Here is a 22,497-nt window from a genome sequence, read left to right on the forward strand (position 1 = left end):
GGGCGGCTAGGAGACGATCGCCATCTCGCGGGCGGTGTCGTTGAGCCGCCGCCCGCCGGTCGCGGTGACGGTCACGATGTCCTCGATGCGCACCCCGAAGCGGCCCGGCAGGTAGATGCCCGGCTCGACGGAGAAGCACATGCCGGGGACGAGCGGCTGCTCCTCGCCCTCGGTCATGTACGGCGGCTCGTGGGTGGTGGTGCCGATGCCGTGCCCGGTGCGGTGGATGAAGTACCCGCCGTAGCCGGCGTCGGCGATGACCCGGCGCGCCGCCCGGTCGACGTCCTGGCAGGCGGCGCCCGGCCGTACGGCCCGGAAGCCGGCCTCCTGCGCCGCGCGCACGACGTCGTGGATCTCCCGCTCCTCGGCGGTGGGTTCGCCGACGTGCACGGTGCGGGTGGTGTCGGAGCCGTAGCCGTGCACGAGGCCGCCGAAGTCGAGGACGACCATGTCGCCGTCGCGGATGACCCGCGCGCCGGCCTCGTGGTGGGGGTCGGCGCCGTTGGGGCCCGAGCCGACGACGGTGAAGTCCACCCGGGAGTGCCCGAACCGGCGCAGCAGCGCCGCCAGGTCGGCGGCGACCTCGGACTCCTTGCGGCCGGCGAAGCGTGCCTTCCTGATCTCCTCGTACGCGGCGTCCGCGGCGGCACCGGCCGCGGCCAGCCGCGCCAGTTCCGCGTCGTCCTTGACCGCGCGCAGCATCGGCAGCCCGTCGGAGAAGGCGACGTACGCGGAGTCCGGCAGTTCGCGCTGGAGCCCGAGCAGGTGCAGGGCCCAGGTGTCGTCGCTGACGGCGTAGCGGCCGCGGGCGTCGAGCAGCGGCGCGGTCACGGCGTACGGGCTCGTGCCGTCGGTCCAGTCGCGCAGGGTGAGCGCCGGCCCGCCGGCCGCCCGGGCGGCGTCGCCGGCCTCCAGCTTCGGCACCACCAGCACCGGGTCCGCACCGGGGGCGAGCACGAGCAGGGTGAGCCGCTCGGTGGCGGCGGGCGGCGCGTAGCCGGTGAGCCAGACGAGGTCGGGGCCGGGGGCGACGAGCAGCCCGGCGAACCCGGCGTCGGCGGCGGCGCGGGCGGCGTGCCGCATGCGGGCGCGGTAGTCGTCGGCGGTGAACGGGGCGAAGTCGCCGGTCATGCGGGGCTCCTCGGTGCTCGTCGGCGGTGCGGGCCGGGCTGCCACGAACCTACTCCCCGCGACGTCCGGGCACGTAACGCAAGTCAACTTGCTTTAGAAGTCCGGCAGGACGTACCTTAAAGCAAGAAGCACTGCGTTAACTCGGCAGGAGGCACTACCGATGGTTCTCACCCCGGACTTCTGGACGCTGTTCACCGTGTTCGCCGCAGGCGGCATGGGGCTCACCGCCGTGACCGCGGCGCTCGTCGCCGTCCTCGACCGCGCCCACGCCGAACGGCCGGCGCCCCACTGACCTGCGCTACGTTGGCGGGATGCCGGAGAGCAGCCCCCAGCCAGCCACCCGCAGAACGGGCGGCCGCAGCGCCCGCGTACGCGCCGCCGTGCTCCAGGCGACGGTGGACGTCGTCCTGGAGTGCGGCGCCGACGCGCTGTCGATCGCCGAGGTCGCCCAGCGCGCCGGCGTCCACGAGACGTCGATCTACCGCCGCTGGGGCACGAAGTCGGCCCTCGCCCTCGACGCGGTCCTCGACCGCACCCGCACCGACCTGCCCACCCCCGACACCGGCACCCTCCGCGGCGACCTCCTCGCCCTCCTCCACGGCACCGCCGCGTTCGTCCGCACCCCGCTGGGCGGGCTGCTGCTGCGGATGGCGGTGCAGGAGGACCTCGCGGAGTACGAGGCGGCCCGCGACCAGTTCTGGACCACCCGCTTCGCGGTCGGCGCGACCGTCCTGGACCGCGCCGAGTCCCGCGGCGAACTCCGCCCCGGCGTCGACCGCCGGCTGGCCTTCGAGGCCCTGATGGGCCCGCTGCACACCCGCCTGCTGCTGACCCGCGAACCGCTGGACGACGCCTTCCTCCAGGGCACGGTGGACCTGCTGCTCGCGGGCATAGGCACCTGACACCCGCCCTCCGGGAGAAGGCGACGGGCGTGCCACGCACAGAGCCGCCCTACGCCCCTCACGTCCTGCCCGACTCCGTCCGGACCACCGCCACCGGGCAGTCCGCGTGGTGCAGCAGTGCCTGGCTCACCGAGCCCAGCAGCATCCCCGTGAAGCCCCCGCGCCCGCGTGCGCCCACGACCACCAGCGCCGCTTCCCGGCTCGCCTCGATCAGCGCCTCCCGGGGGCCGCCGCGCAGCACGCGGCGGTCGACGGGTACGTCCGGGTAGCGCTCCTGACGGCCCGCCAGCGCCTCCGCGAGCAGGCGCTCCTCGTTCGCGGCCAGGTCGCCCGCGCCGCTCGCGTACGGCGCGGCCGGGTCCTGCGGCGGCGGGGCCTCGGCCTTCCACGGCGACCAGGCGTGTACGGCGACGATGCCGGTGCCGCGCATCGCGGCCTGTGCGAAGGCGAACTCGATCGCCGCGTCGCCGGCCCGGGACCCGTCCACACCCGCCACCACCGGGCCCTCGCGCGGCGGGTCGCCCGCGCCGCGTACGACGAGCACCGGGCAGTGGCCGTGCGCCGCCAGGTGCACCGCCGTCGAGCCCAGCAGCAGGCCGGCGAACGCGCCGAGCCCGCGGCTGCCGACGACCGCCAGGGCCGCGCCGCGCGACTCCTCGGTCAGCACCGGCAGCGTGTCGCCCGTGACGACGGCGCCCTCGGTCTCGACGTCGGGCTCGACCTCGCGCGCGTGCGCTACGGCCTCGGCGACGTACCGCTCCGCCTGGTTGCGCAGCCCGCCCTCGGGCGGGCCCATCGACGACGGCTCCAGCGGCACCCGCATCATCGGCCAGAAGAAGGCGTGCACGACGCGCAACCCGATGCCGCGCATCCGCGCCTCGCGCGCCGCCACGGCGACCGCTTCCAAACCGGCGGGCGCCCCGTCCACGCCCACCAGCACCGGTGCACTCACCATCGGCCTCCGTCCGCGCGCGGCGCGGAGGCGCCGCTGGATCCACGTACCGTGTGCCCAGGCTTGCCGACCCCCGCGGCTCCCGCCAGCCGGCGGGCGGTGAGCGGTGAGCGGGTGAGCGGTGAGCGGCGTCCGCGGATGCCGTACGGGCGCCGCGCGGGCCCGCGCCCCCGCGTCAGTGTGCCGTGAGCGCCAGCGCCTCGTGCAGGTCCGCCGGGTCCTTGCGCACCGCCGCTCCGTCCAGCCGGGCCGTGACCCGCCCCGACGTCAGCACCGTCACCGTGTCGGCGCACTGCGCGGCCGACGCCGGGCTGGGCGAGACGAGCAGCACCGCGAGGCCCTCCCCCGCCAGCGTGCCGACCAGGTCAAGGATCTGACCGACGAGCACCGGCGCCAGGCCCTCCGTCGGCTCGTCCAGCAGCAGCACGCGCGGCGAGCCCAGCAGCGCCCGGGCCAGGGCGAGCATCTGCTGCTCGCCGCCGGACAGGTCGGTGCCGCGGTGGGCGCTGCGCTCGCCGAGCCGGGGCAGCAGGTCGAGCACCCGCTCCGGCGTCCAGGGCCGGCCGACCGCGCCGTCGGGGGGCGGGCGGTGGGCGAGGCGGAGGTGTTCGGCGACGGTCAGCCGGGCGAAGACCCGGCGGCCCTGGGGTACGAGGCCGACGCCGGCGCGGGCGATGCGGTGCGCCGGGCGGCCGGTGACGTCGCGGCCAGCGATCGCGACGGTGCCCGTGGCCGGGCGCAGCAGGCCGGCCACGGTGTGCACGAGGGTGGTCTTGCCGGCGCCGTTGTGGCCGACGACGGCGTGCACGCTGCCCTCGGGGACGTCGAGGTCGAGGTCGTGGAGGACGGTGCCGCCGTGGTAGCCGGCGGACAGTCCGCAGATGCGGAGCATGGGGCGGGTCACCTCTTCGCGCCGGTGTCGTGGGCGTCGGCGGCACCGGGCATGCCGCCGGCGGCCGGGGCGTCCGCCGTGGTGGCGGCGTCCAGATACGCGCTGCGCACCTCGGGCAGGTCGAAGACCTCCCGTACCGGCCCGGAGGCCAGCACCCGCCCGGTCACCAGCACCGTGACCGTACGGGCCAGCCGCGCGACCACCTCGGTGTTGTGCTCCACGAGCAGCACGGCGATGTCGTCGTCCAGCGCGCCGAGCACGTCGAGGAGCCGGACCACGTCCCGGTCGGTGAGCCCGGCGGCGGGCTCGTCGAGCAGCAGCAGGCGCGGCCGGGCCACGAGCGCGGCGGCGAGGTCGAGCAGCCGGCGCTGCCCGTGGGACAGCGAGCCGGCGGGCCGGTCCGCCACCCCGGCGAGGCCGACGTCCGCGAGCCGCTCCGCGGCGGCGTCGGCCAGCCGGCCCCGGCGCGCGGCCCGCCGCCAGGCGCCGCGGCGCTCGGGGTGGTGCCGCCAGGAGGCGAGCAGCACGTTGTCCAGGACGGTCAGGTCCGGGATGGCCGTGGGCTGCTGGAAGCTGCGGGCGACGCCGAGGCGGCTGCGCCGCGCGGGTGCGGTGCGGGTGACGTCCCGGCCCAGGAAGGTGAGGGAGCCCTGGTCGGGACGCTCAGTGCCGGCGATGAGGTTGAGCAGGGTGGTCTTGCCGGCGCCGTTCGGCCCGATGAGCGCGTGCCGGGCGCCGGCGGGCAGGTCGAGGGAGACCTCGTCGACCGCGGTGAGGCTGCCGAAGCGGCGGGTGAGGCCGGCGAGTTCGAGGGCCGGGGCGGATGCTGCGGCGGATACCGCGGCGGATGCGGTCACGTCGTCCCCTTCCGTAGCCGGGCCTGCGCGCCCGCCTGAGCCGGTTCCGGCGTTTCCGCGTCGCCCGGCCTGCGCGGCGCGGGCAACCGACCGGCCGCGCTGCCGCCACCACCGGTGCCGGCGTCCTCGCCGTCCGCGGCGGCCGTGCGGGGTGCCCCGGACACCAGCCCGGCGATCCCGCGCGGCAGCAGGTAGACCGCCGCGACGAACAGCACGCCGAGGAGCAGCGGCCCGTGGCCCGGCCACGAACTGGCCAGCCAGTCGCGGGTGTAGACGATGAGCCCCGCGCCCAGCAGAGCGCCGATCACCGAGGTGATGCCGCCGATGACGGCCGCGAGCAGCGCGAGCGCGGCGATCTCGAAGCCGACGTCGGCCGGCGAGACGTAGCTCTGCACGGCGATGAGCAGCGAGCCGCCCGCGCCCGCGAGGGCGCCCGCGCCGACGTACGCCACCAGCAGGTAGCGGGTCACGGGGTGGCCCGAGGCGCGCATCCGCTCCTCCGCCTCCCGCGAGCCGGTCAGCAGCTTGCCGGCCGGCGAGCGCAGCAGAACCAGTGCCACCGCGACGACGAAGACGACGACGACCGCCGCGTACTGGTAGATCGCCAGCTCCTCGAAGAGCGGTTCGCCGCCCCAGAACGCCTGCGTGGAGGGGAACCCGGCGAGGCCGTCGGTGCCGCCGGTCACGGACTTCCACTGGCCGATGGCGATGGCCGTCAGCTCGCCGACCGCGAGCGTGATCATGAGCACGGTGGTGCCGCGGGCGCGGATCACCGCCGGGCCCGTCACCACGCAGAACGCGGCGGCGACGGCGGCGGAGACCACCACCTGCACGGGCCCGACCGTCCAGTCGTTCTCGGCGAGTTTGGCGGTGGTGTACGCGCCGACGGCGAACGGCGCGGTCTGCCCCAGCGTGGGCAGCCCGGCGTACCCGGTGACCACGGTGACGCTGACCGCGAGCAGGCCGAGGGCCAGGGCGTAGCCGGCGAGCGAGAGGGCGTAGGCGTCGAGCGTCAGCGGCAGGAACGCCAGCACGGCGATCAGGACGGCCAGCGGGGCGGCGGCGCGCGCCGCCGCGGCGGCCCGCCCGGGGCCGGTCCCGGCGGCGGCCGCGGACGCGGCCTTCGCCCGGCGCGCCGTCAGCACCCCGCGCCACGGCCAGGGCACCCGCGCCAGCCTGCGGCGCAGCCGTTCCGCAGGATCGGGCGGCGGATCGGCGTCGTGCTCCGGGCCGTGCGGCTCGGCGAGCCCGCGCCCGGAGCGCAGGATCAGCACCGCGGCCATGGCGGCGAAGAGCAGGTACGGGGCCCAGTCCGGGGCGACCGAGACCCCGAGCGTCTGCACCTCGCCGACGCCGATGGCGGCCACCAGCGTCGCCCACAGGGATCGGAGCCCGCCGAGGACGACGACCACGAGGGAGAGCATCAGCACGGTGTCGCCGGTGCTCGGCCCGGGGCCGATGATCGGCGCGCCCAGCACGCCGGCGGCACCGGCCAGCGCTCCCGCCGCGGCGAGCACGCCGGTGTGCACGACCCGGGGGCTGAGCCCCGTGGTGGCCAGCATCTCGGGGTCGTCGGCCGCGGCCCGCACGGCGGCGCCCGCGCGGGTGCGGGTGAGCACCCAGGTGCCGGCCGCGGCGAGGACGAGGGCCATGACGATGAACCCGAGCCGGTAGGCGGGGTAGCGGTGGCCGAGGAGGTCGACGGAGGTGTCCAGCGCGTCCGGGATGCGTACCGGCATCTCGTCCGCGCCGAACCCCTCCACGAGCAGGTTGCCGCCGATCAGCGCGAGCCCGAACGTCAGCAGCGCCTGGTCCAGATGCCCGCGGCGGGCGAGCGGCGCCGTCGCCGCCGACAGCAGCGCGCCCGCCGCGCAGGCGGCCACGGTGCCGGCGACGAGGCCCAGGGCGAGGCCGCCCCAGGTGCCGTCGCTGAGCTCGGCGCCGGTGTAGGCGCCGACCGCGTACAGCGTGCCGTGCGCCAGGTTGAGCACGCCGGCGGTGCCGAACGCCAGGCTCAGGCCGGCGGCGACGACGAACAGCAGCAGCCCGTAGGCGACGCCGTCGACCGCCGGCACGAGCTGGGCATCGAGGGCCCCCATGTCAGTCGCCGAGCGTGGCCAGGTCCTGGACCGTGACGTTGGAGAGTTGCTCGCCGTCCTTGCGGACCTCGCGCAGATACCACTTCTGCACCGGCGCGTGCGACTTCTCGCCGAACTCCCAGGCGCCGCGCGGGCTGTCGATCTGGCCGAGGTTGGCGACGGCCTCGTTGATGGTCTCCGAGTTCACCTCGCCCTTGTCGGCCGCGTCGGCGATGGCCATGTCGAGCACGTGGGCGGCGTCGTACGAGGCCATGGCGTACTCGGTGGGCGGGGTGTCGTGCTTGGCCGTCCAGTCCGCGACGAACTTCCGGTTGGCGTCGTTGTCCAGGTCGGGCACGTAGTTGAAGACGGACTGGATGCCCTCGGCCGCGTCACCCTGGGCCTGGAGGATGCTGCCCTCGGTGAGCGCCCCGGAGGCGTACAGCGGCAGGTCGGCGATGTCCGACTGGGCGTACTGCTTGACGAAGTCGATGGCGGCCTTGCCGGCGTAGAAGGTGTACACCGCCTTGGCGTCGGACTTGGCGATGTCCGCGAAGTAGGGGGTGAAGTTGGTGGTGTCGGGGAACGGGGTCCAGGTGGTCTCGCCGTCGGGGTTGGCGAGTTCGCCGTCGATCTCGCCGAAGGTCTCGGTGAAGCCGCCGACCTGGTCGTAACCGCCCTGGTAGTCGGGGCCGATGGCGTAGACCGGGCCGTCCACCTCGTCCTTCACGTACTGGGCGATGGCGGCGCCGAAGTCCTTGGACAGGAAGGACGTGTGCCACACGGAGGACACGTCCTTCAGCTCCGGCCGGCCGTTCGAGCTGATCAGCGGGATCTTGTTCTGCTCCAGCATGGGCAGCACCGCGTTGTACGAGCCGTTGGCGACGATGCCGGTCATCACGTCGATCCGGTCCTTCTTCACCAGCTTCGTGGCCGCCGGCACCGCGGTGGGCGGGCCGTCCCCCTCGTCGGCCACCGACAGCTCGACCTCGCGCCCGCCCAGCTTGCCGTCGTGGGTGTCCAGATAGAGCTGGAAACCGTTGCGCAGGTCGGTGCCCACCGGCTCGTACGTCCCCGAGAGGGACGCCAGCAGGCCGACCTTCACCGTATCGTCGCCGGAGCCGCTCTCGCCGCCGCTGCAGCCCGCGATGGCCAGCGAGACGGCGGCTGCTGCCGCGGCGGAGGCCCGGGTTCTGCTACGGCCCGGACGGCGTATGGATGCGTTGACGAACACGAAGGCTCCCGAGGGAAAAATGAGGGATGGGCTTGGGGGACGGTCCGGTGGTCGGGGGGTGAGAGGGCCTGGCACGACGACGGGCAGACGGACGACGGTGCGTCTGCCGGGCGCTCGGGCGGGGGTGAGGGGGGTCCCGCCCGTGCGGCGGCCGTCAGGAGGCGGGCTGGGAGTCGCGCAGTTGGGGGCTGAGCGTGTCGCCCACCTGGTTGATCAGCTCGGACATCATGTAGCTGACCTCGCCGATGTCGGCGTCCCGGGTGGTGGTGACCAGGAGGGACGCCCCGCTGGAGACCGCCATGGAGAACATGTAGCCGCCCTCCATGGCGGTCAGGCTGTGCTCGACCGGGTCGGCCTCGATCAACTGGGCGGCGCCGGAGAGCAGGTTGACGATGCCGGAGGCGATGGCGGCCAGCCGGTCCGCGTCGTCCTGGTCCACCCCGGTGAAGGCCAGGGCGAGGCCGTCCACGGAGACGGCGATGACCTGGGTGACCTCGGGGATGCGACGGGCGAAGTCACTCAGCAGCCAGCTCAGGTCGGCGGTGGATGGGGTCGTCATCACGTGCTCCGTTGCGAGTCGTCGTCGTTTGCGGTCCGGGTACGGCCGCTTTTCCTGGCGGTACGGGCACTGCCCCCGTCGTCGCGGGGACGGCCGTCGCCGTTGCCGCCCCGGCCGCCCGCACCCGCCGGGCGGCCGCGGTCGGCGGCCCCTCCGGCTCCCTCGCGGCGGCCGGTGCTCCTGCTGATGCCCTGGGTGTACGCGGCCAGCACGTCGGAGATCTGCCGGGAGTCGCGGCGCTTGGCGGGCGCCGGCTTCCGCTCGCTCCTGCCGGGCCGCTCCCCGTCGCGCTTGGGGAACCGCGGCCACTGGTCCGCCGGCTGGCGCATCCGCACGGGCAGCCCGGAGGGGCTGACGCCGGCGACGCGGTCGGCCGGGTCGTACTCCGGGCCGAACGGCGGATTGCGGCGTGTGCCGCTGCCGTTGCGGGTCCCGGCCTGCTGCGCGTCCCGCGTGCCGGCGCTCCCCGCGGCGGCCTGGCCGCGCCGGGGTGCCGCGGCGGCGGCGGGCTCGTCCATCGGCTTGCGCGGGCCCGGTACGCCGCGGGGCGAGCCCCCGAAGACGCTCGCCTCGCCTTCCACCAGGGGCCGTTCGCCCTCCACCATGGTCTCCTCCTCGACGGCCACGAGGACCGACGGCGGGAGGGTGACCTCGGCGATGGTGCCGGGTCCCGCGGAGGAGCGCAGCTCGACGACGATGCCGTGGCGGCCGGCGAGCCGGGCCACGACGTGCAGGCCCATGGACCGCACGGCGCCGACGCCGGTCTGCGGGTTGGCGAGGCGGGCGTTCAGCTCGTCGCGGCGCTCGGGGGTCATCCCGACGCCCTCGTCGACGATCTGCACCACCGCGCGGTCCCACAGCCGCCAGACCGCCACGCCCACCTGCTTGTCCGGGGGCGAGAAGCGGGTGGCGTTGTCGAGCAGTTCGGCGAGGATGTGCGCGAGGTCGTGCACCGCGCGGGCGGCGATGCCGATGCCCTGCTCCACGATCCCCATGGCGACGCGCTCGAACCGCTCGATCTGCTGGGCGGCGGCGACGACCACGGTGGCGCAGGGCGCGTCCGCTTCGCGGACCCGGGCGTGTCCGTAACCGCCCATCACCAGCAGGTTGTTGGTGTTGCGCTCCATGCGGATGGCGAGGTGGTCGAGCGCGAAGAGGATCTTCATCCGCTCCGGGTCGGCCTCGTCGCGCTGGACCGCGTCCAGCTCGGACACCATGACGGAGGTGAGCTGAGCGCCACGGCGGGCGACGCCGACCAGGGTCTCCGCGAACTGCTCGTGCGCGTGGGCCTGCTGGGCCGCGAGCCGTACCGCCTCGTGGTGCACGGAGTTGAACGCCTCGCCGACCTCGCCGATCTCGTCCTCGCCGGTGGTCTCCACCGGGCTGCCGGAGCTGTCGGCCACCTGCTGCGGCGTGGCACCGCCGAGCGCGCCGGGCTGGGAGAGGTCGGTGACGATCTGCGGCAGCCGCTCGGTGGCCACCGTGTGCGCGGCGTTGCGCAGGTCGCGCAGCCGGCGGATCATCACGCGCCCGATCCGGAAGGCGAAGAGCAGCGCGCCGATCAGCGTGAGGATCACGACGATGATCTCGATGACGGCCCACCAGATGAGCGTGGACCGCTCCTCCTTGACGGAGTCGTGCACGGCGTCGTCGACCCGGCTCTCCACCGAGCGCAGCATCGACAGCCGGTCGGCCGTGGCCTCCTGCCACTCGGCGGCGGAGACGTCGAGGTCCTGTCCGACCGTGGTCCGGCCGACCTCGTCCTCCATCCGCTGCGCGGGCAGCGCGCGCGGGCCGGCGAGCGTGCGCTCCAGCCAGGAGCGCCACTCCCCCGGGCCGAGGGTGAAGAAGACGCCGGTGGCCTCGGTGTAGCCGAGCCGGGTGGCGTCGAACGTGCGCTGGGACGCGGGGGTGAAGCCGCCGCCGGCCAACGCCCGGAGCACCACGACCTGTTGCTGCGCGACGTGCTCGGCGGCGCGCGACAGCGAGGCGGAGGCCCGGATGCGGTCGGCGATGTCGGCGTCGACGCCGTCGGCCTGGGCGATGCCGTCGCGGTAGTCGATGAGGTCGGCGATCGTGATCCGGTAGCCGAACGCGAGCGCGGAGAGCGTGCCGCCGCCGGAGCGCGCCTGGGCGCGCAGCGAGGGCAGTTCGGCCAGCGAGCGGTCGATCCGCTGGAGCGCGAGGTCGGCGTTGTGCGGCAGGGAGCTGAGCTTCCTGCGTTTCTCGGTGTAGTCCGAGATGCCTGCGTCCGTGGCGTCGGCGGCCTTGCGGAAGGTGGTGGCATCGCCCTGCGCGGCGACCAGCGCGGTGGCGGCGACACGTTCGTGCTGCAGCCGTGCGGTCAGCTCCGCGGCGGACTCGGCGGCATCGACCATCTGCGCCAGCCTGTTGGCCTGGAACGCCTGGGAGGTCGCCGGCGCGAGTGCACGCACGGAAAAGGCGATGGCCACCGCGAGAGGCACGGCGACCAGGAGGACGAGTCGACGGTTGATCTTCACTACGCGACCCCTACGTCGGGGTCATGACACAGTAAAGCTGACACGGGATTACCTTGCGATGGGGAGGGTGTGACATGTGGGGGTCGGTGCATCCATCGCTCCTGCTGAGGGTGGGCTGAGCGATGCGTCTGATGCTAAGTCGGAAGTATAAGTTACGGGTGAGTACAACATCAAAATATGTAAGAGGGAGATGCAATCTCTACCTCTGACAATCCGATTCGATCAGGTTCCGTCTGAAATTTCAGAGATGGGTGGGCAGAACGCCCCCGCCGCGGTCAAGTCGCCGCGCTTCAGCCGCGCTTGAGCGCGTGCCCGCCGAAGCCGCTCCTGCCGTCCGGGCCCTGGTTCTGCTCCTGCCACCACGCGTCGAACTCCGGCTGTCCCATCTTCCGCCAGTCCGGGGTCTGTTCGACCTGGGCGCGGCCCAGCCTGCGGCCGAGCGCGACCATGGCGGCGCCGACGGCGGTACGGTCCGCGTCGTACGCGGCGGCGATTTCCGGCCAGTCGCCGCCGGCACGGCAGGCGGCCTCCAGCGACGTGGCGTCCTGCAGCGCCTTGACGCTGCCGCCGCCGGTGTGCGGCCGTACGACGGTGGCGGCGTCACCCGCGAGCAGCAGGCGGCCCACGGCGAGCCGCGGCACCTCCAGGTCGTAGATGGGCTGGATGAAGGAGTCCTCGGGCGCGGTACGCAGCACGCAGCGGCCCCAGTACGGCGGGAAGTGCTCGGCGACCAGGTCGCGCAGGTACGCCGTGAGCTTCGCGGCGACCCGCCCCGGGGGCAGCGACGTCGGCGTGCGCAGGTCGAGCAGGAGGTCGGGGTCGTCCGGCGGCACGGCGTAGAGCACCCAGTTCATCCGGACGCCGCCGCCCGCGGCGGGGATGAGGTACATCATGCAGTGGCCGCCGGGGAAGACGACCACACGCGCCTCGGCGCCGTCCGTCTCGGGGTCGCCGGGCACCGGCGCGGAGGTGCCGCGCCAGCCGAGGTAGCCGGCGTAGGCGGGGGCGAGGCCGGGGAAGATCGCCTCGCGGACCACCGAGCGGTAGCCGTCCGCGCCGATGACGGCGTCGAAGCGCTCCTGGCGGCCGTCGGCGAGCTTGAGGGTGGCGCCGTCGGCGTCCTGCTCGACGGCGGTCACGGCCGCGCCGGTGTGGTACGTGACCGACTCGGGCACCCGGCTGCGCAACTCGTGCCACAGCGAGCCCCAGTTGTAGGAGCGGAACGGGAAGTGCTGCTCGGCGAACCCGTGGCCCAGCTCGGCGTCGCCGTCGCGGATCGTCCACACCCGGCAGTTCAGTCCCGACCACGGCATCGCCGCGTCCACGTACCCCGCGGCCTCCAGCTCCGCGAACCGCGCGTCGTGCAGGCCGATGCCCACGCCCCGGTCGCGCAGCTCGCCGCCGGCCCGCTCGAAGACCGTGACCCGCCCGGCACCCGCCCGTGCCACCGCCTGCGCCGTGGCACACCCCGCGATGCTCCCGCCCACCACGGCGACGGAGTCCTCGTCCACCACGGTCTCCCCTCTGTTCCTCGGGTCTGCTTCTCGGGAGGGCGCAGCGACGCTGCGCAGGCCGGCACTCCCGCACGTTCCGGGGCAACAACCTTCCCCAACGCGATCACCGCGTCAAGAGATCGCCGGGCGCCAACCGCCGCCGCGGACAGGCCAGTCGGGACCCCAGGCCGGTTGCGCACTCCCTGCCCCGACCACCCGGCAAACACTTAGGCTAGCCTTACCTACCTGATCGGGACGGGGAGGGAAAGGGGTGGGGTCACGGGTGGCTGCGCGGGAGACGTCGGGACGGGACGTGCTGAAAGGCGCGCTCACGGGACAGCGGCGCGGGGTCGCGATCGGCTCGGTACTGGCGGTCGGGCACCAGCTCGGTGAGGCGCTGGTCCCGGTGCTCATCGGCATGGTCATCGACGACGCGGTCGCCGGGGACGACGCGGGCGCGCTCGTGCGCTGGCTCCTCGTGCTCGTCGCCGTGTACGTCGTGCTCGCGCTGAGCTTCCGCCTCGGGGTCAAGGCGGCCGAGCGCGCCGCGGAACTCGCCGCGCACCGGGTGCGGCTGGACCTCGTGGGGCGGGTGCTCGACCCGCGCGGCGGTGCCGAGCGCGGCCGGCTGCCGGGCGCGGTGGCGAACATCGCCACCGACGACGCCAAGCGGGTCGGCTACATCGTCATGGTGGTGACCGTCGGCGTCTCGGGGCTGGCGGGGGCGGCGGTGAGCGCGGTGGCGCTGCTGCTCATCTCCGTACCGCTGGGACTGCTCGTACTCGTCGGCACCCCCGTGCTGCTGTGGCTGGGGCACCTGCTGAGCAAGCCGCTGGAGCACCGCAGCGCCGCCGAGCAGGAGCGGGCCGCCACCGCCTCCGGCGTCGCCGCCGACCTGGTCGCCGGGCTGCGGGTGCTGAAGGGCATCGGCGCGCGGGACGCGGCCGTCGAGCGCTACCGGGCCACCAGCCGCGACTCGCTGGCCGCCACGCTGCGCGCCGCGCGCGCCGAGGGCTGGCAGAACGGCGTCGTGCTGGCGCTGACCGGCGGCTTCATCGCGCTGGTGGCGCTGGTCGGCGGGCGGCTCGCGCTGAGCGGCGACATCACGCTGGGGCAGCTCGTCGCGGCGGTGGGGCTCGCGCAGTTCCTGCTGACGCCGCTGCAGGTGTTCGCGTACGTCAACGCCGAGTTCGCCCAGGCGCGGGCGTCGGCGGCGCGGGTCGCCGAGGTGCTGGCCGCGGCGCCGGCCGTCGTCCCCGGCGACCGGCGGCTCGCGGAGCCGGTCCGCGGTGAGCTGCGGCTGCGCGGGGTCGGGCTCGGGGCGCTCGCGGAGGTGGACATGGCGGTCGCGGCCGGGGAGCTGGTCGGCGTCGCGACGACGGAACCGGCCGCCGCGGAGGCGCTGCTGCGCTGCCTGGGCCGGATCGAGGACCCGGAGACGGGGGTGGTGGAGCTGGACGGGGTACCGCTGACGGGGCTCGACCCGGCGGAGCTGCGGACGGCGGTGCTGGTGGCGGCGCACGACGCGGACCTGTTCGCGGGGACGGTCGGCGAGAACGTCACGGCGGCGGACCCCGGGCACGCGGGAGCCGACGGGGCGGGAGCCGGCGGGCCGGGGGCCGGCGCCGACCGCTCCGGCCCCGAGCCGCCCGGGCGCGACCCCGGGCCCGCGATGGCCGCCGCCGCGGCCGACGAGGTCGCCCGCACGCTGCCCCGCGGCGCTCGAACCGAGGTCGGCGAGGCCGGCCGCGCGCTCTCCGGGGGGCAGCGCCAGCGCGTCGCCCTGGCCCGCGCGCTGCACGCCGGCCGGCCGGTGCTCGTCGTCCACGACCCGACCACCGCCGTGGACGTGGTCACCGAGGCCCGGATAGCCCGGGGCCTGCGCGACCACCGCGCGGGGATGACCACCCTGCTGGTCACCAACAGCCCGGCCCTGCTCGCCGTCGCCGACCGGGTCGTGTTCGTCGACGCCGGCCGGGTCGCCGCCCAGGGGCCGCACGCCGACCTCGTACGAGACGAGGCGGCCTACCGGACGGCGGTGCTGGCATGACCGGGACGCCCGGCGTGTACGAAGGACCCGGCGCGGCGGACGGCCGGCGCGCCGACGACGCCCGCGAACTGCTGCCCACCGCCACCCCCGCCCGCACCCGCACCGCCGTGCGCGAGCTGCTGCGCCCGCGCCGCGCGCTGGCCTGGACCGCGTTCGCGACGATGGCCGCGGCCACCGCCGTCGGGCTGCTCACCCAGCCGCTGCTCGGCCACATCGTCGATCTGGTCACGGACCGGCGCGACGCGGGCGCGCTCACGCTGCCGGTGGTGCTGCTGGTCGCCGTGGCCGCCGGCCAGGGCGTGCTGACCGCGATCGGCCGCACGATGGTCTCCCGGCTCGGCGAGACCGTGCTCGCCGAGCTGCGCGAGCGGTTCGTCGAGCGCGCGCTGCGGCTGCCGCTCGACCGGCTGGAGAAGGCGGGCTCCGGTGACCTGACCGCGCGCGTCACCCGGGACGTCTCCCGCGTCGCCGAGGCGGTGCGCGGCGCGCTCCCCCAACTCGCGTCCTCCGTGCTGGCCATCGTGCTCACGCTCGGCGCCCTGGCCGTCCTCGACTGGCGCTTCCTGCTCGCCGCGCTGCTCGCGGTGCCCGTGCAGGCGCACACGGCCCGCTGGTACGTGCGCCGCGCGGTACCGCTGTACGCCCGCGAGCGCGTCGCCACCGGGGCGCAGCAACAGCAGCTCCTCGACACCGTCAGCGGCGCGGCCACCGTGCGCGCGCACCGGCTGGAGGCGCTGCACGCCGGGCGCGTCGACGCGCGCTCGCGCGCCGCGGTGGACCTCCGGCTGCGCGGGCTACGGCTGCTGATGGGCTTCTACAACCGGCTGCACGTCGCCGAGTACCTGGGGCTGTCCGCGGTGCTGGTGGCGGGATACGTGCTGGTGCGCGACGGCTCCGCGTCGATCGGCACGGCGACGGCCGCCGCGCTCTACTTCCACTCCCTGTTCGGGCCGGTGAACGTGGCGCTCGTGCTGCTCGACGACGCGCAGGCCGCGACGGCGGGGCTGGCGCGGCTGGTCGGCGTGGTGGACGCGCGGGAGCAGACGGGGTCCGGCCGGCCGGGGTTCGAGGAGCCGGGGGCCGGGGAGCCGGGACCGCGGCCCGCGGTCGGGGTGTCCGTCAGCGGCGTGTCCCACGCGTACGAGCCGGGCCGGCCGGTGCTCCACGACGTGGACCTGGAGCTGCGGCCGAAGGAGAAGGTGGCGCTGGTGGGCGCGAGCGGAGCGGGCAAGAGCACCCTCGCCAAGCTGCTCGCCGGCATCCACGTCCCGGCCGCCGGGCGCATCGAGGTGGGCGGCGCGGCGCCGGACGAGTCGGGCCGTACGGTCGCGCTGGTCACCCAGGAGGTGCACGTCTTCGCCGGCCGGCTCGCCGACGACCTGCGGCTGGCCCGCCCCGGCGCCGACGACGAGGAACTGCGCGAGGCGCTGGCCCGGGTGGGCGCGCTGGTGTGGGCCGAGGCGCTGCCGCAGGGGCTGGACACGGTCGTGGGCGAGGGCGGTCAGCGGCTGACGGCGGACCGGGCGCAGCAGCTCGCGCTGGCCCGGCTGGTGCTGGCCGACCCGCCGGTCGCGGTGCTCGACGAGGCCACCGCGGAGGCGGGCAGCCTCGGCGCCCGGCGGCTGGAGGAGGCGGCAGAACGCGCGCTGGAGGGGCGCACCGCGCTGGTCGTCGCGCACCGGCTGAGCCAGGCCGCGGCGGCCGACCGGGTGGTGGTGATGGAGGAGGGCCGGGTGGCGGAGAGCGGCACGCACGACGAACTGCGCGCCGCGGACGGGCCGTACGCGGCGCTGTGGCGGGCGTGGTCGGCGGAGCGCGCGGCGGACGCGGAGCGGGCCGCGGACGGCGCCGGGCTCTCGGAGCCGTAGCGGAATCGCGCCGGCACGCGGGTCACGGAGGTCGCCCGGGTCGCGCTGATCACCGGATCACCCGGGGCGCTGATCACTCCCTCGGCACGTACCGGCCGGGCTGCCGCGGGACCCGTACACCGGGGCCGTCAGAGGGGGCGGGCGCGGCGGGCGCCGAGCGCGGCGGCGGTCGTGACGGCGCGCCACGCCTGGTACCGGGCGGCCTCCAGCGCCGCGTCGCCGGGCGGGCCGTCCCCGGGGCGTGGCGGGACGGGGCCGGGGCAGCCGGGCGGCACGATGATGCCGCCCCAGTGGCAGAAGACGTCGGTCAGCGCCAGCATGCCGCCCCCCTGCCCGCCGTGGCCGGTGCCGGAGGACGTGAAGGCCGAGTACACCTTGTCCGCGAGCCCGCCGGCGGACCACAGCGGGCCGGTGGTCTCGATGAACGCCTTCAGCGGCGCGGACATGGTCCCGAGGCGGGTCGGGGTGCCGAACAGCACCACGTCGGCCCAGACCAGGTCGTCGAGGGAGGCCTCGGGCACGTCGGCGCTCGCGCGCCGGTACCGGGCCTCCTCGGGTCTCGCCTCCGCCGCCGCCTGCGACGCCGGCTCGGGTACCCGGCGCAGCCGCACGTCCGCGCCCGCCTTCCCGGCGCCCTCGACGGCGGCGAGGGCGAGCGTGTGCACGGTGCCGGTGGCGCTGTGATAGATGACGGCCGCTCTGACGTGGCTCTCGGATTGCATGGTGGGCTCTCACTCCGCGGTCCGGCTCGGGGATGGTTCACGATGGGGCATGCTCCTGGCCCGGCGCGAGCCCCGTGACTATGACAAGTCGGCCGCCGCGAGTGTGAGACGGCGGGCCGGCCTCACACTCCGGCGTCCCGCGTCGTCATACCGGGGAGAGCCGTCCCGCGACCGAGGAGCACCGGCACCATGACCAATCCGTCCGCGCCGCAGCACGGCCGCCTCGACCCGGGGCCCGCCGGGACCGCGAGCGAGCGGCGGCGGCTGACCAGCCTCGCCTACCGGCTGCTCGGGTCCCTGGCCGACGCGGAGGACGCGGTGCAGGAGACGTACGCGCGCTGGTACGCGCTGTCCGCGGAGCGGCGGGCCGCCGTCGTCTCCCCCGGCGCCTGGCTGACGAGGGTCGCCGGGCGCGTCTGCCTGGACCTGCTCGGGTCGGCGCGGGCGCGCCGGGAGCGGTACGTGGGCGAGTGGCTGCCGGAGCCGCTGCCCGACCGCGCGGAGCTGGTCGGCGGCCGGGTGGGCGGTACGGCCGGGGACGCGGCGGATCCGGCGGACCGCGTGACGATGGACGAGTCGGTGCACATGGCGTTCCTCGTGGTGCTGGAGTCGACGACCCCGGCGGAGCGGGTGGCGTTCGTGCTGCACGACGTGTTCCGCTACCCGTTCCCGGAGGTCGCCGAGATCGTCGGCCGGTCGCCGGCGGCGTGCCGGCAGTTGGCGTCGTCGGCCCGCCGCCGGGTCCGTACGGCGCGGCGGCCCGCGGCGGCGGCGCACCACGCCGCCCTGGTACGGGAGTTCGGGCGGGCGTGGGCCGCGAAGGACATCGGCGCCATGGTCGGGCTGCTGGACCCGGACGTGACGTCCACCCCGGACAGCGGCGGGGTCGTGCCGGCGGTGCTGACGCCGATCGTGGGGCGCGAGGAGGTCGCGCGGGCGTTCACGCAGGTGCGGGAGCAGCAGCCCGGGATCGACTTGCTGGAGCGCACGGTCAACGGGCAGACCGGCCTGGTGGCGCAGGTGGCCGGGGTCACCGTGACGGTGCTCGCGTTCGAGGTGACGGACGGGGGGATCACGCACATCTGGGCCATGCGCAACCCGGAGAAGCTCCACGCCTGGACGGCGGCCTGAGCGGCGCGGGCGGCCGGGAGCCGGCCCGTACCGGCCCGGACAGCGCGGACAGCGGCCGGGAGGGCGGGGCGTACGCTCACGCCACCCGCCGCAGCGCGCGTTCGCGGCGGGCCGCCACCTTCGAGCCGGACTCCCGGCGCGCCATCCGCCGCAGCACCACCGGTGCCACGGCGAGGCCCAGCAGCGCCCATGCGCCGAGCACACCGGCCGTCTCCGCCAGCCGCCAGGAGTCCCCGATCTCCACCGCCGCCGCCGCGTCGGGCAGCATCGCGGCGCGCATGCCGAGCCCGAGCCAGTAGAGCGGGAAGACCTGCGCGATCCACTGCAGCCACTCCGGCAGCGCGGTGACCGGGTAGAAGATGCCGGAGATCCCGATCAGCGCGAGCACCGGGAGCTGGATGAGGCCCTGCGCGCGGGCGTCGCCGAACACCGAGCCCAGCACGGCCCCCACGGGCAGCGTCGCCACCATCCCGAGCGCCACGATCCCCGCCAGGTGGAGCCAGGCGCCGGCGCCGAGGTGCAGGCCGTCGACGAGGAAGAGCGCCGGGACCAGGAAGAGCGCGAGGTCGGCGAGGAGGCCGCCGGCGACGGAGACGACCTTGCCGACGAGGTAGCCGCGCACGCCGTTCGGGGTGGCCTTGGCGCGCAGCAGGGTGCCGTCCTCCCGTTCGGCGGTGAGCAGTTGGCTCATGGTGACCATGCCGAAGGACACGTTCATGCCGAGGATGCCGGGGAGGGTCAGGGCGCCGAGCATGAACCCGGTGGAGCCGAACTCCCGCCCGCGCACGAACCACAGGACGCCCAGCATGAGCAGCGGCCAGAACAGGTGGCTGAACAGCTCGGCGCCGTTGGTGAACGACTGGCGCAGCTCGATCGCGCCGCGCCGCAGCCCGGCGCGCAGGACGCAGGCGTTCACCGGACGGTGCCTTCCGCGGTCGCTTCCGCGGTGCGCTCCGCCGCGTGGACGAGGGCGAGGTAGGTCTGCTCCAGCGACGCCCGCCGGACCTCCAGTTCGGCGATCTCCGCGCCGTGGCGCTCGAAGAGGCCGCGGACGAACGCGGTGGAGTCGTCGGTGGCGTGGACGCGGGTCCGGCCGCGGTGGCGCCAGCGGACCCGGTCGGCGCCGGCGATGCGGCGGGCGAGCTCCGCGGGGGTGCCGTCGGCGATGACCCGGCCGGCGTCGAGGATGACGATGCGGTCGGCGAGCCGTTCGGCCTCGTGCAGGTCGTGGGTGGTGACCAGGACGGTGGTGCCGGCGGCGCCGAGGTCGCGTACGAGCCGGTGGAAGCCGCGCCGGGCCTCGGGGTCGAAGCCGGTCGTCGGCTCGTCGAGGAAGAGCAGGTCCGGGCGGCCGACGATGCCGATGGCGACGTCGAGGCGGCGGCGCTGGCCGCCGGAGAGGGTACGGATCTTCTGCGCGCCCCGGTCGCCGAGGCCGACGGCGTCGGCCAGCTCGCCGGCGTCCCAGGGGGTGCGGCCGAGGCAGGCGTAGTGGGAGGCGAGGTGCGCGAGCAGTTCCCGGACCCGCCACTTGCCGTGGTCGCGCCAGGACTGCAGCACCACGCCGACGCGGGCGCGCCAGTGCTCGTCGCCGTGCGCCGGGTCGGTGCCGAGGACGGCGACCTCGCCGGCGGAGCGGGCGCGGAAGCCTTCGAGGATCTCGATCGTGGTCGTCTTGCCGGCGCCGTTGGGGCCGAGGAGCGCGACCGTCTCGCCGTACGGTATGCGCAGGTCCACGCCGTGGAGGACGTCGGTGGGACCGTAGCGCATGCGCAGGCCCGCGACCGTGACGGCCGCGCCGTCGCTCACAGCGCCTCCCGTACGCGGGCGGCGAGGGCGGCGCGGTCGACGCCGGCGAGGTCGAGTGCGCGGGGCACGGTGCCGACCTCCGCCTTCAGGAGCGCGTCCAGCAGGTGGAGCGGCGTGAGGTCCTTCTTGCGGTGGGAGCCGGCCATCCGGTCCAGGGCGAGCTTCAGCGAGGCGCCGAACTGCGGGCGGCGGGCGGGGTCGGGGGTGGCGGACAGGTCGAACGCGCCGGGCACGACGCCCGCGGCGCCGAGGCTGTGCGCGAACTCGCGGTCCAGCGCGGCCTTCAGCTCCGCGCGGCCGAGGCCGGCGGCGGCCAGGACGCGCTGCGGCTCGGTGCCGTCCTGGGCGGCGACCGCGAGCAGCGTGTGCCGCGCCTCCACGGCCGCGGACCCGTCCTCGCGGGCCTCGCTCTCGGCGGCCAGCAGCACCGCGTGCAGGTACCTGTCGAACGCGCTCATCCCCGCCTCCTCAGCGTCACGCCGGCGGCGATGAGCCGCTTGGCGTGCTTCTTGTGCACGGCCTGGCGGGTGACGCCGAGCGCCTCGGCGACCTGCGGCCAGCTCCAGCCGGTACGCATCGCCTGTTCCACGGCGGCGTCCTCCAGCCGGTCGGCGAGGCGGCGCAGGGCCGCGACCGCCGCCAGCGCGTCTGCCGGATCGTCGTCTGCCATGCAAGCAACATAGGTTGACTAATGGAGGTTAGTCAACCCGTGTTGCCTATCGGGCGGGGAGGGCGGGGGCCGTGCGCAGCGCGTCCGCGCGGGCGGCGGCGAGGGCGGCGGCCAGGTCGCGGGCCGCGGGGCCCGTACCGTTGCGCCGCTCGGAGTCGCTGATCTTCTTGGAGTGCGTCAGGTGGTCGCGTACCAGGCGCAGCAGCAGCCGGTCGAAGGCGGCGCCCTCGGCCTGCCTCGCCCGCGCCAGGTGCGCGGCGGTGACCATGCCGGGCATGGCGTGGCCCTCGTGCACGTTGGTGTCGGGCAGGCCCATCCGGTCACGCAGCCCGCGCAGTTCGGCGACGTCGGCGCGGTGGCCGGCGGCGACGTCCGCGGCCCAGGCGGCGAGGTCGGGGTCGGCCCCCCGGGAGGGCGCGAGGTCGAGCAGCGGCAGTGCCTGTTCGGTCATCGGCAGCGCGAGTTGCACCCAGCCGGAGTCGACGTGGCTGAAGCCGGCCGGTCCCGCCGGGGAGGCTGCCGGCGTGCTCCCGGAGGCAGCGGCCCGCTCCCGGGCCGGGGGCGGGGACCCGGAGCCGGCGCAGCCTGCCAGGGGGACGAGGAGTGCGGCGGTGAGCAGGAGGGCGGTGAGCGGGGAGGCGGCCGGCGGGCGCGCGTTCATCAGGGCGTCCTTCGGGGAGAGGCCCCGGGGGCGGCTCGGGAGGGTGGCCGCCCCCGGGGTGTGGGGGGATCGTTCCTCAGGGGGTGCCGTCGGCACCGCACTTGACGATGACGTTGATGCAGTCGCGCACGCGCTGGGCCAGCTCGTCCTCGGGCCACACGTTGAAGAAGTCGCCGTGCATCGTGTAGCCGCGGCCGGAGGCCAGCGAGAGCTGTGCGGGCGGGCTGTTCACGGGGTAGCGCAGCACCTGGCGCAGCTTCGGCACAGGCACCGGGTGGGTCGAGGGGCACTGGCCGCCGACCGGGAAGGCCATGTGGCTCTTGTGGTCCGCGGAGTCCAGGTCGACGCCGTTCCAGCACTGCGGGAAGTCGAGGTACGACTCCAGCATCGACCCGTCCGGGCAGTCGACGAACTCCTTGCCCGGCGGGACCTCGCCGTGGTGCAGGCAGGACCAGCGGGCGCTGGAGTTGTCGTCCGGGCCGGTCGCCTTGGAGTAGCCCGCGATGATGCGCAGGCCGCGCGGGAACGGCTGGATGTTGGCGATGACGTCGTCCCGCACGCCCTCGCCCAGGTAGTAGAACGTGGTGCCGGTGGGCTCGACCTCCCGGGTGCCGTCGTAGAGCGTCGGCACCCAGTACGAGGACAGGTCGGAGACCGGGTCACAGGTCGTCCCGCCGCCCTGGAGGCTGGTCAGGTCGGAGTGGGCGTCGGTGGAGTCGTTGCCGAAGAAGCTGTGCATGTGGGAGGCGCCCGGCATGCCGGGCAGCACGATCGGGTCGTCGGGCTTGCGGTGGCTGTACGGGCACTCGGCGAGGAACTCCGCGACGCGGACGACGTCCGCCGCCGCGGCGGGCGCGGCCCGGTCGGCGGCGCGGCCGAAGACTTCCAGGCCGGCCAGGTCGAGGTCCTGCTGCCGGGCCCGGTCGGTCGCCAGGACGCGCAGGTGGCGGCCGACGCCGGAGACGTCGTAGGTCTGCTCGCCGCCGG

General features: G+C 75.4%; 20 protein-coding genes and 1 pseudogene. 5 read left to right on the plus strand and 16 right to left on the minus strand.

Annotated features, from left to right (window positions below):
* Positions 1–6 precede the first annotated feature (6 nt).
* The gene (locus O7599_RS03110; RefSeq protein ID WP_281620519.1) at positions 7–1,131 is read right to left on the minus strand and encodes an aminopeptidase P family protein; all 1,125 of its coding nucleotides are present in this window, start codon (positions 1,129–1,131) and stop codon (positions 7–9) included.
* 160 nt (positions 1,132–1,291) lie between these two features.
* Here O7599_RS03110 and O7599_RS03115 point away from each other — a divergent pair, with 160 nt between their 5' ends.
* Complete coding sequence (locus O7599_RS03115; protein ID WP_281620520.1) at positions 1,292–1,423, plus strand: hypothetical protein; 132 nt, start codon at positions 1,292–1,294, stop codon at positions 1,421–1,423.
* Positions 1,424–1,442: 19 nt separating this feature from the next.
* Positions 1,443–2,033 carry a TetR/AcrR family transcriptional regulator gene (locus O7599_RS03120; RefSeq protein ID WP_281620521.1) on the plus strand — a complete coding sequence of 197 codons (591 nt, stop codon included), beginning with the start codon at positions 1,443–1,445 and terminating at the stop codon, positions 2,031–2,033.
* 58 nt (positions 2,034–2,091) lie between these two features.
* Here the strand turns inward: O7599_RS03120 and O7599_RS03125 are convergent, their stop codons facing one another.
* The 8 genes from O7599_RS03125 to O7599_RS03160 form a co-directional block, all read right to left on the minus strand.
* The gene (locus O7599_RS03125) at positions 2,092–2,988 is read right to left on the minus strand and encodes a universal stress protein (RefSeq protein ID WP_281620522.1); all 897 of its coding nucleotides are present in this window, start codon (positions 2,986–2,988) and stop codon (positions 2,092–2,094) included.
* A 172-nt stretch (positions 2,989–3,160) separates the two neighbouring features.
* On the minus strand, positions 3,161–3,877 hold the full coding sequence (locus O7599_RS03130) for an ABC transporter ATP-binding protein (RefSeq protein WP_281620523.1): 717 nt from the start codon (positions 3,875–3,877) through the stop codon (positions 3,161–3,163).
* Positions 3,878–3,885: 8 nt separating this feature from the next.
* Positions 3,886–4,734, minus strand: a complete 849-nt coding sequence (locus O7599_RS03135) for an ATP-binding cassette domain-containing protein (RefSeq protein ID WP_281620524.1) — start codon at positions 4,732–4,734, stop codon at positions 3,886–3,888.
* Positions 4,731–6,833: an ABC transporter permease gene (locus O7599_RS03140; RefSeq protein WP_281620525.1), complete on the minus strand. Its 2,103-nt coding sequence runs from the start codon at positions 6,831–6,833 to the stop codon at positions 4,731–4,733. Before O7599_RS03140 ends, O7599_RS03135 begins: the two co-directional genes overlap by 4 nt.
* 1 nt (position 6,834) lies before the next feature.
* Positions 6,835–8,046, minus strand: coding sequence for an ABC transporter substrate-binding protein (locus O7599_RS03145; RefSeq protein WP_281620526.1), 1,212 nt, complete (start codon positions 8,044–8,046; stop codon positions 6,835–6,837).
* A 154-nt stretch (positions 8,047–8,200) separates the two neighbouring features.
* Complete coding sequence (locus tag O7599_RS03150) at positions 8,201–8,605, minus strand: roadblock/LC7 domain-containing protein (protein WP_281620527.1); 405 nt, start codon at positions 8,603–8,605, stop codon at positions 8,201–8,203.
* Positions 8,605–11,106 (minus strand): sensor histidine kinase, encoded by a 2,502-nt coding sequence (locus O7599_RS03155; RefSeq protein WP_281620528.1) that lies wholly within the window; start codon positions 11,104–11,106, stop codon positions 8,605–8,607. Before O7599_RS03155 ends, O7599_RS03150 begins: the two co-directional genes overlap by 1 nt.
* A 290-nt stretch (positions 11,107–11,396) precedes the next feature.
* Complete coding sequence (locus tag O7599_RS03160) at positions 11,397–12,617, minus strand: FAD-dependent monooxygenase (protein ID WP_281620529.1); 1,221 nt, start codon at positions 12,615–12,617, stop codon at positions 11,397–11,399.
* A 265-nt stretch (positions 12,618–12,882) separates the two neighbouring features.
* Here O7599_RS03160 and O7599_RS03165 point away from each other — a divergent pair, with 265 nt between their 5' ends.
* Positions 12,883–14,649, plus strand: a complete 1,767-nt coding sequence (locus O7599_RS03165) for an ABC transporter ATP-binding protein (protein ID WP_281620530.1) — start codon at positions 12,883–12,885, stop codon at positions 14,647–14,649.
* Complete coding sequence (locus tag O7599_RS03170; protein WP_281620531.1) at positions 14,646–16,517, plus strand: ABC transporter ATP-binding protein; 1,872 nt, start codon at positions 14,646–14,648, stop codon at positions 16,515–16,517. The genes O7599_RS03165 and O7599_RS03170 overlap by 4 nt, the downstream gene beginning before the upstream one ends.
* Before the next feature lie 128 nt (positions 16,518–16,645).
* Here the strand turns inward: O7599_RS03170 and O7599_RS03175 are convergent, their stop codons facing one another.
* The gene (locus O7599_RS03175) at positions 16,646–17,239 is read right to left on the minus strand and encodes an NAD(P)H-dependent oxidoreductase (protein WP_281620532.1); all 594 of its coding nucleotides are present in this window, start codon (positions 17,237–17,239) and stop codon (positions 16,646–16,648) included.
* Positions 17,240–17,428: 189 nt separating this feature from the next.
* Between O7599_RS03175 and sigJ the strand changes: the two genes are divergently transcribed.
* Positions 17,429–18,370, plus strand: a complete 942-nt coding sequence (gene sigJ, locus O7599_RS03180; protein WP_281620533.1) for an RNA polymerase sigma factor SigJ — start codon at positions 17,429–17,431, stop codon at positions 18,368–18,370.
* Positions 18,371–18,446: 76 nt separating this feature from the next.
* On the opposite strand, the gene O7599_RS03185 is transcribed toward sigJ, so the two are convergent.
* From O7599_RS03185 to O7599_RS03210, 6 genes and pseudogenes are all read right to left on the minus strand, one after another.
* Positions 18,447–19,286, minus strand: coding sequence for an ABC transporter permease (locus O7599_RS03185; RefSeq protein WP_281620534.1), 840 nt, complete (start codon positions 19,284–19,286; stop codon positions 18,447–18,449).
* Positions 19,283–20,179 (minus strand): ABC transporter ATP-binding protein, encoded by an 897-nt coding sequence (locus O7599_RS03190; protein WP_281620535.1) that lies wholly within the window; start codon positions 20,177–20,179, stop codon positions 19,283–19,285. The genes O7599_RS03185 and O7599_RS03190 overlap by 4 nt, the downstream gene beginning before the upstream one ends.
* A complete protein-coding gene (locus O7599_RS03195) occupies positions 20,176–20,637 on the minus strand; it encodes a Clp protease N-terminal domain-containing protein (protein ID WP_281620536.1) in 462 nt (153 codons plus the stop codon). The genes O7599_RS03190 and O7599_RS03195 overlap by 4 nt, the downstream gene beginning before the upstream one ends.
* A complete protein-coding gene (locus O7599_RS03200; protein ID WP_281620537.1) occupies positions 20,634–20,849 on the minus strand; it encodes a hypothetical protein in 216 nt (71 codons plus the stop codon). The genes O7599_RS03195 and O7599_RS03200 overlap by 4 nt, the downstream gene beginning before the upstream one ends.
* Before the next feature lie 46 nt (positions 20,850–20,895).
* A complete protein-coding gene (locus O7599_RS03205; protein ID WP_281620538.1) occupies positions 20,896–21,510 on the minus strand; it encodes a DUF305 domain-containing protein in 615 nt (204 codons plus the stop codon).
* 76 nt (positions 21,511–21,586) lie between these two features.
* Positions 21,587–22,369, minus strand: a pseudogene (locus O7599_RS03210) (DUF1996 domain-containing protein); the annotation flags it as partial.
* Positions 22,370–22,497: the final 128 nt, after the last annotated feature.

It is taken from the genome of Streptomyces sp. WMMC500, assembly GCF_027497195.1.
Lineage (GTDB): Bacteria > Actinomycetota > Actinomycetes > Streptomycetales > Streptomycetaceae > Streptomyces.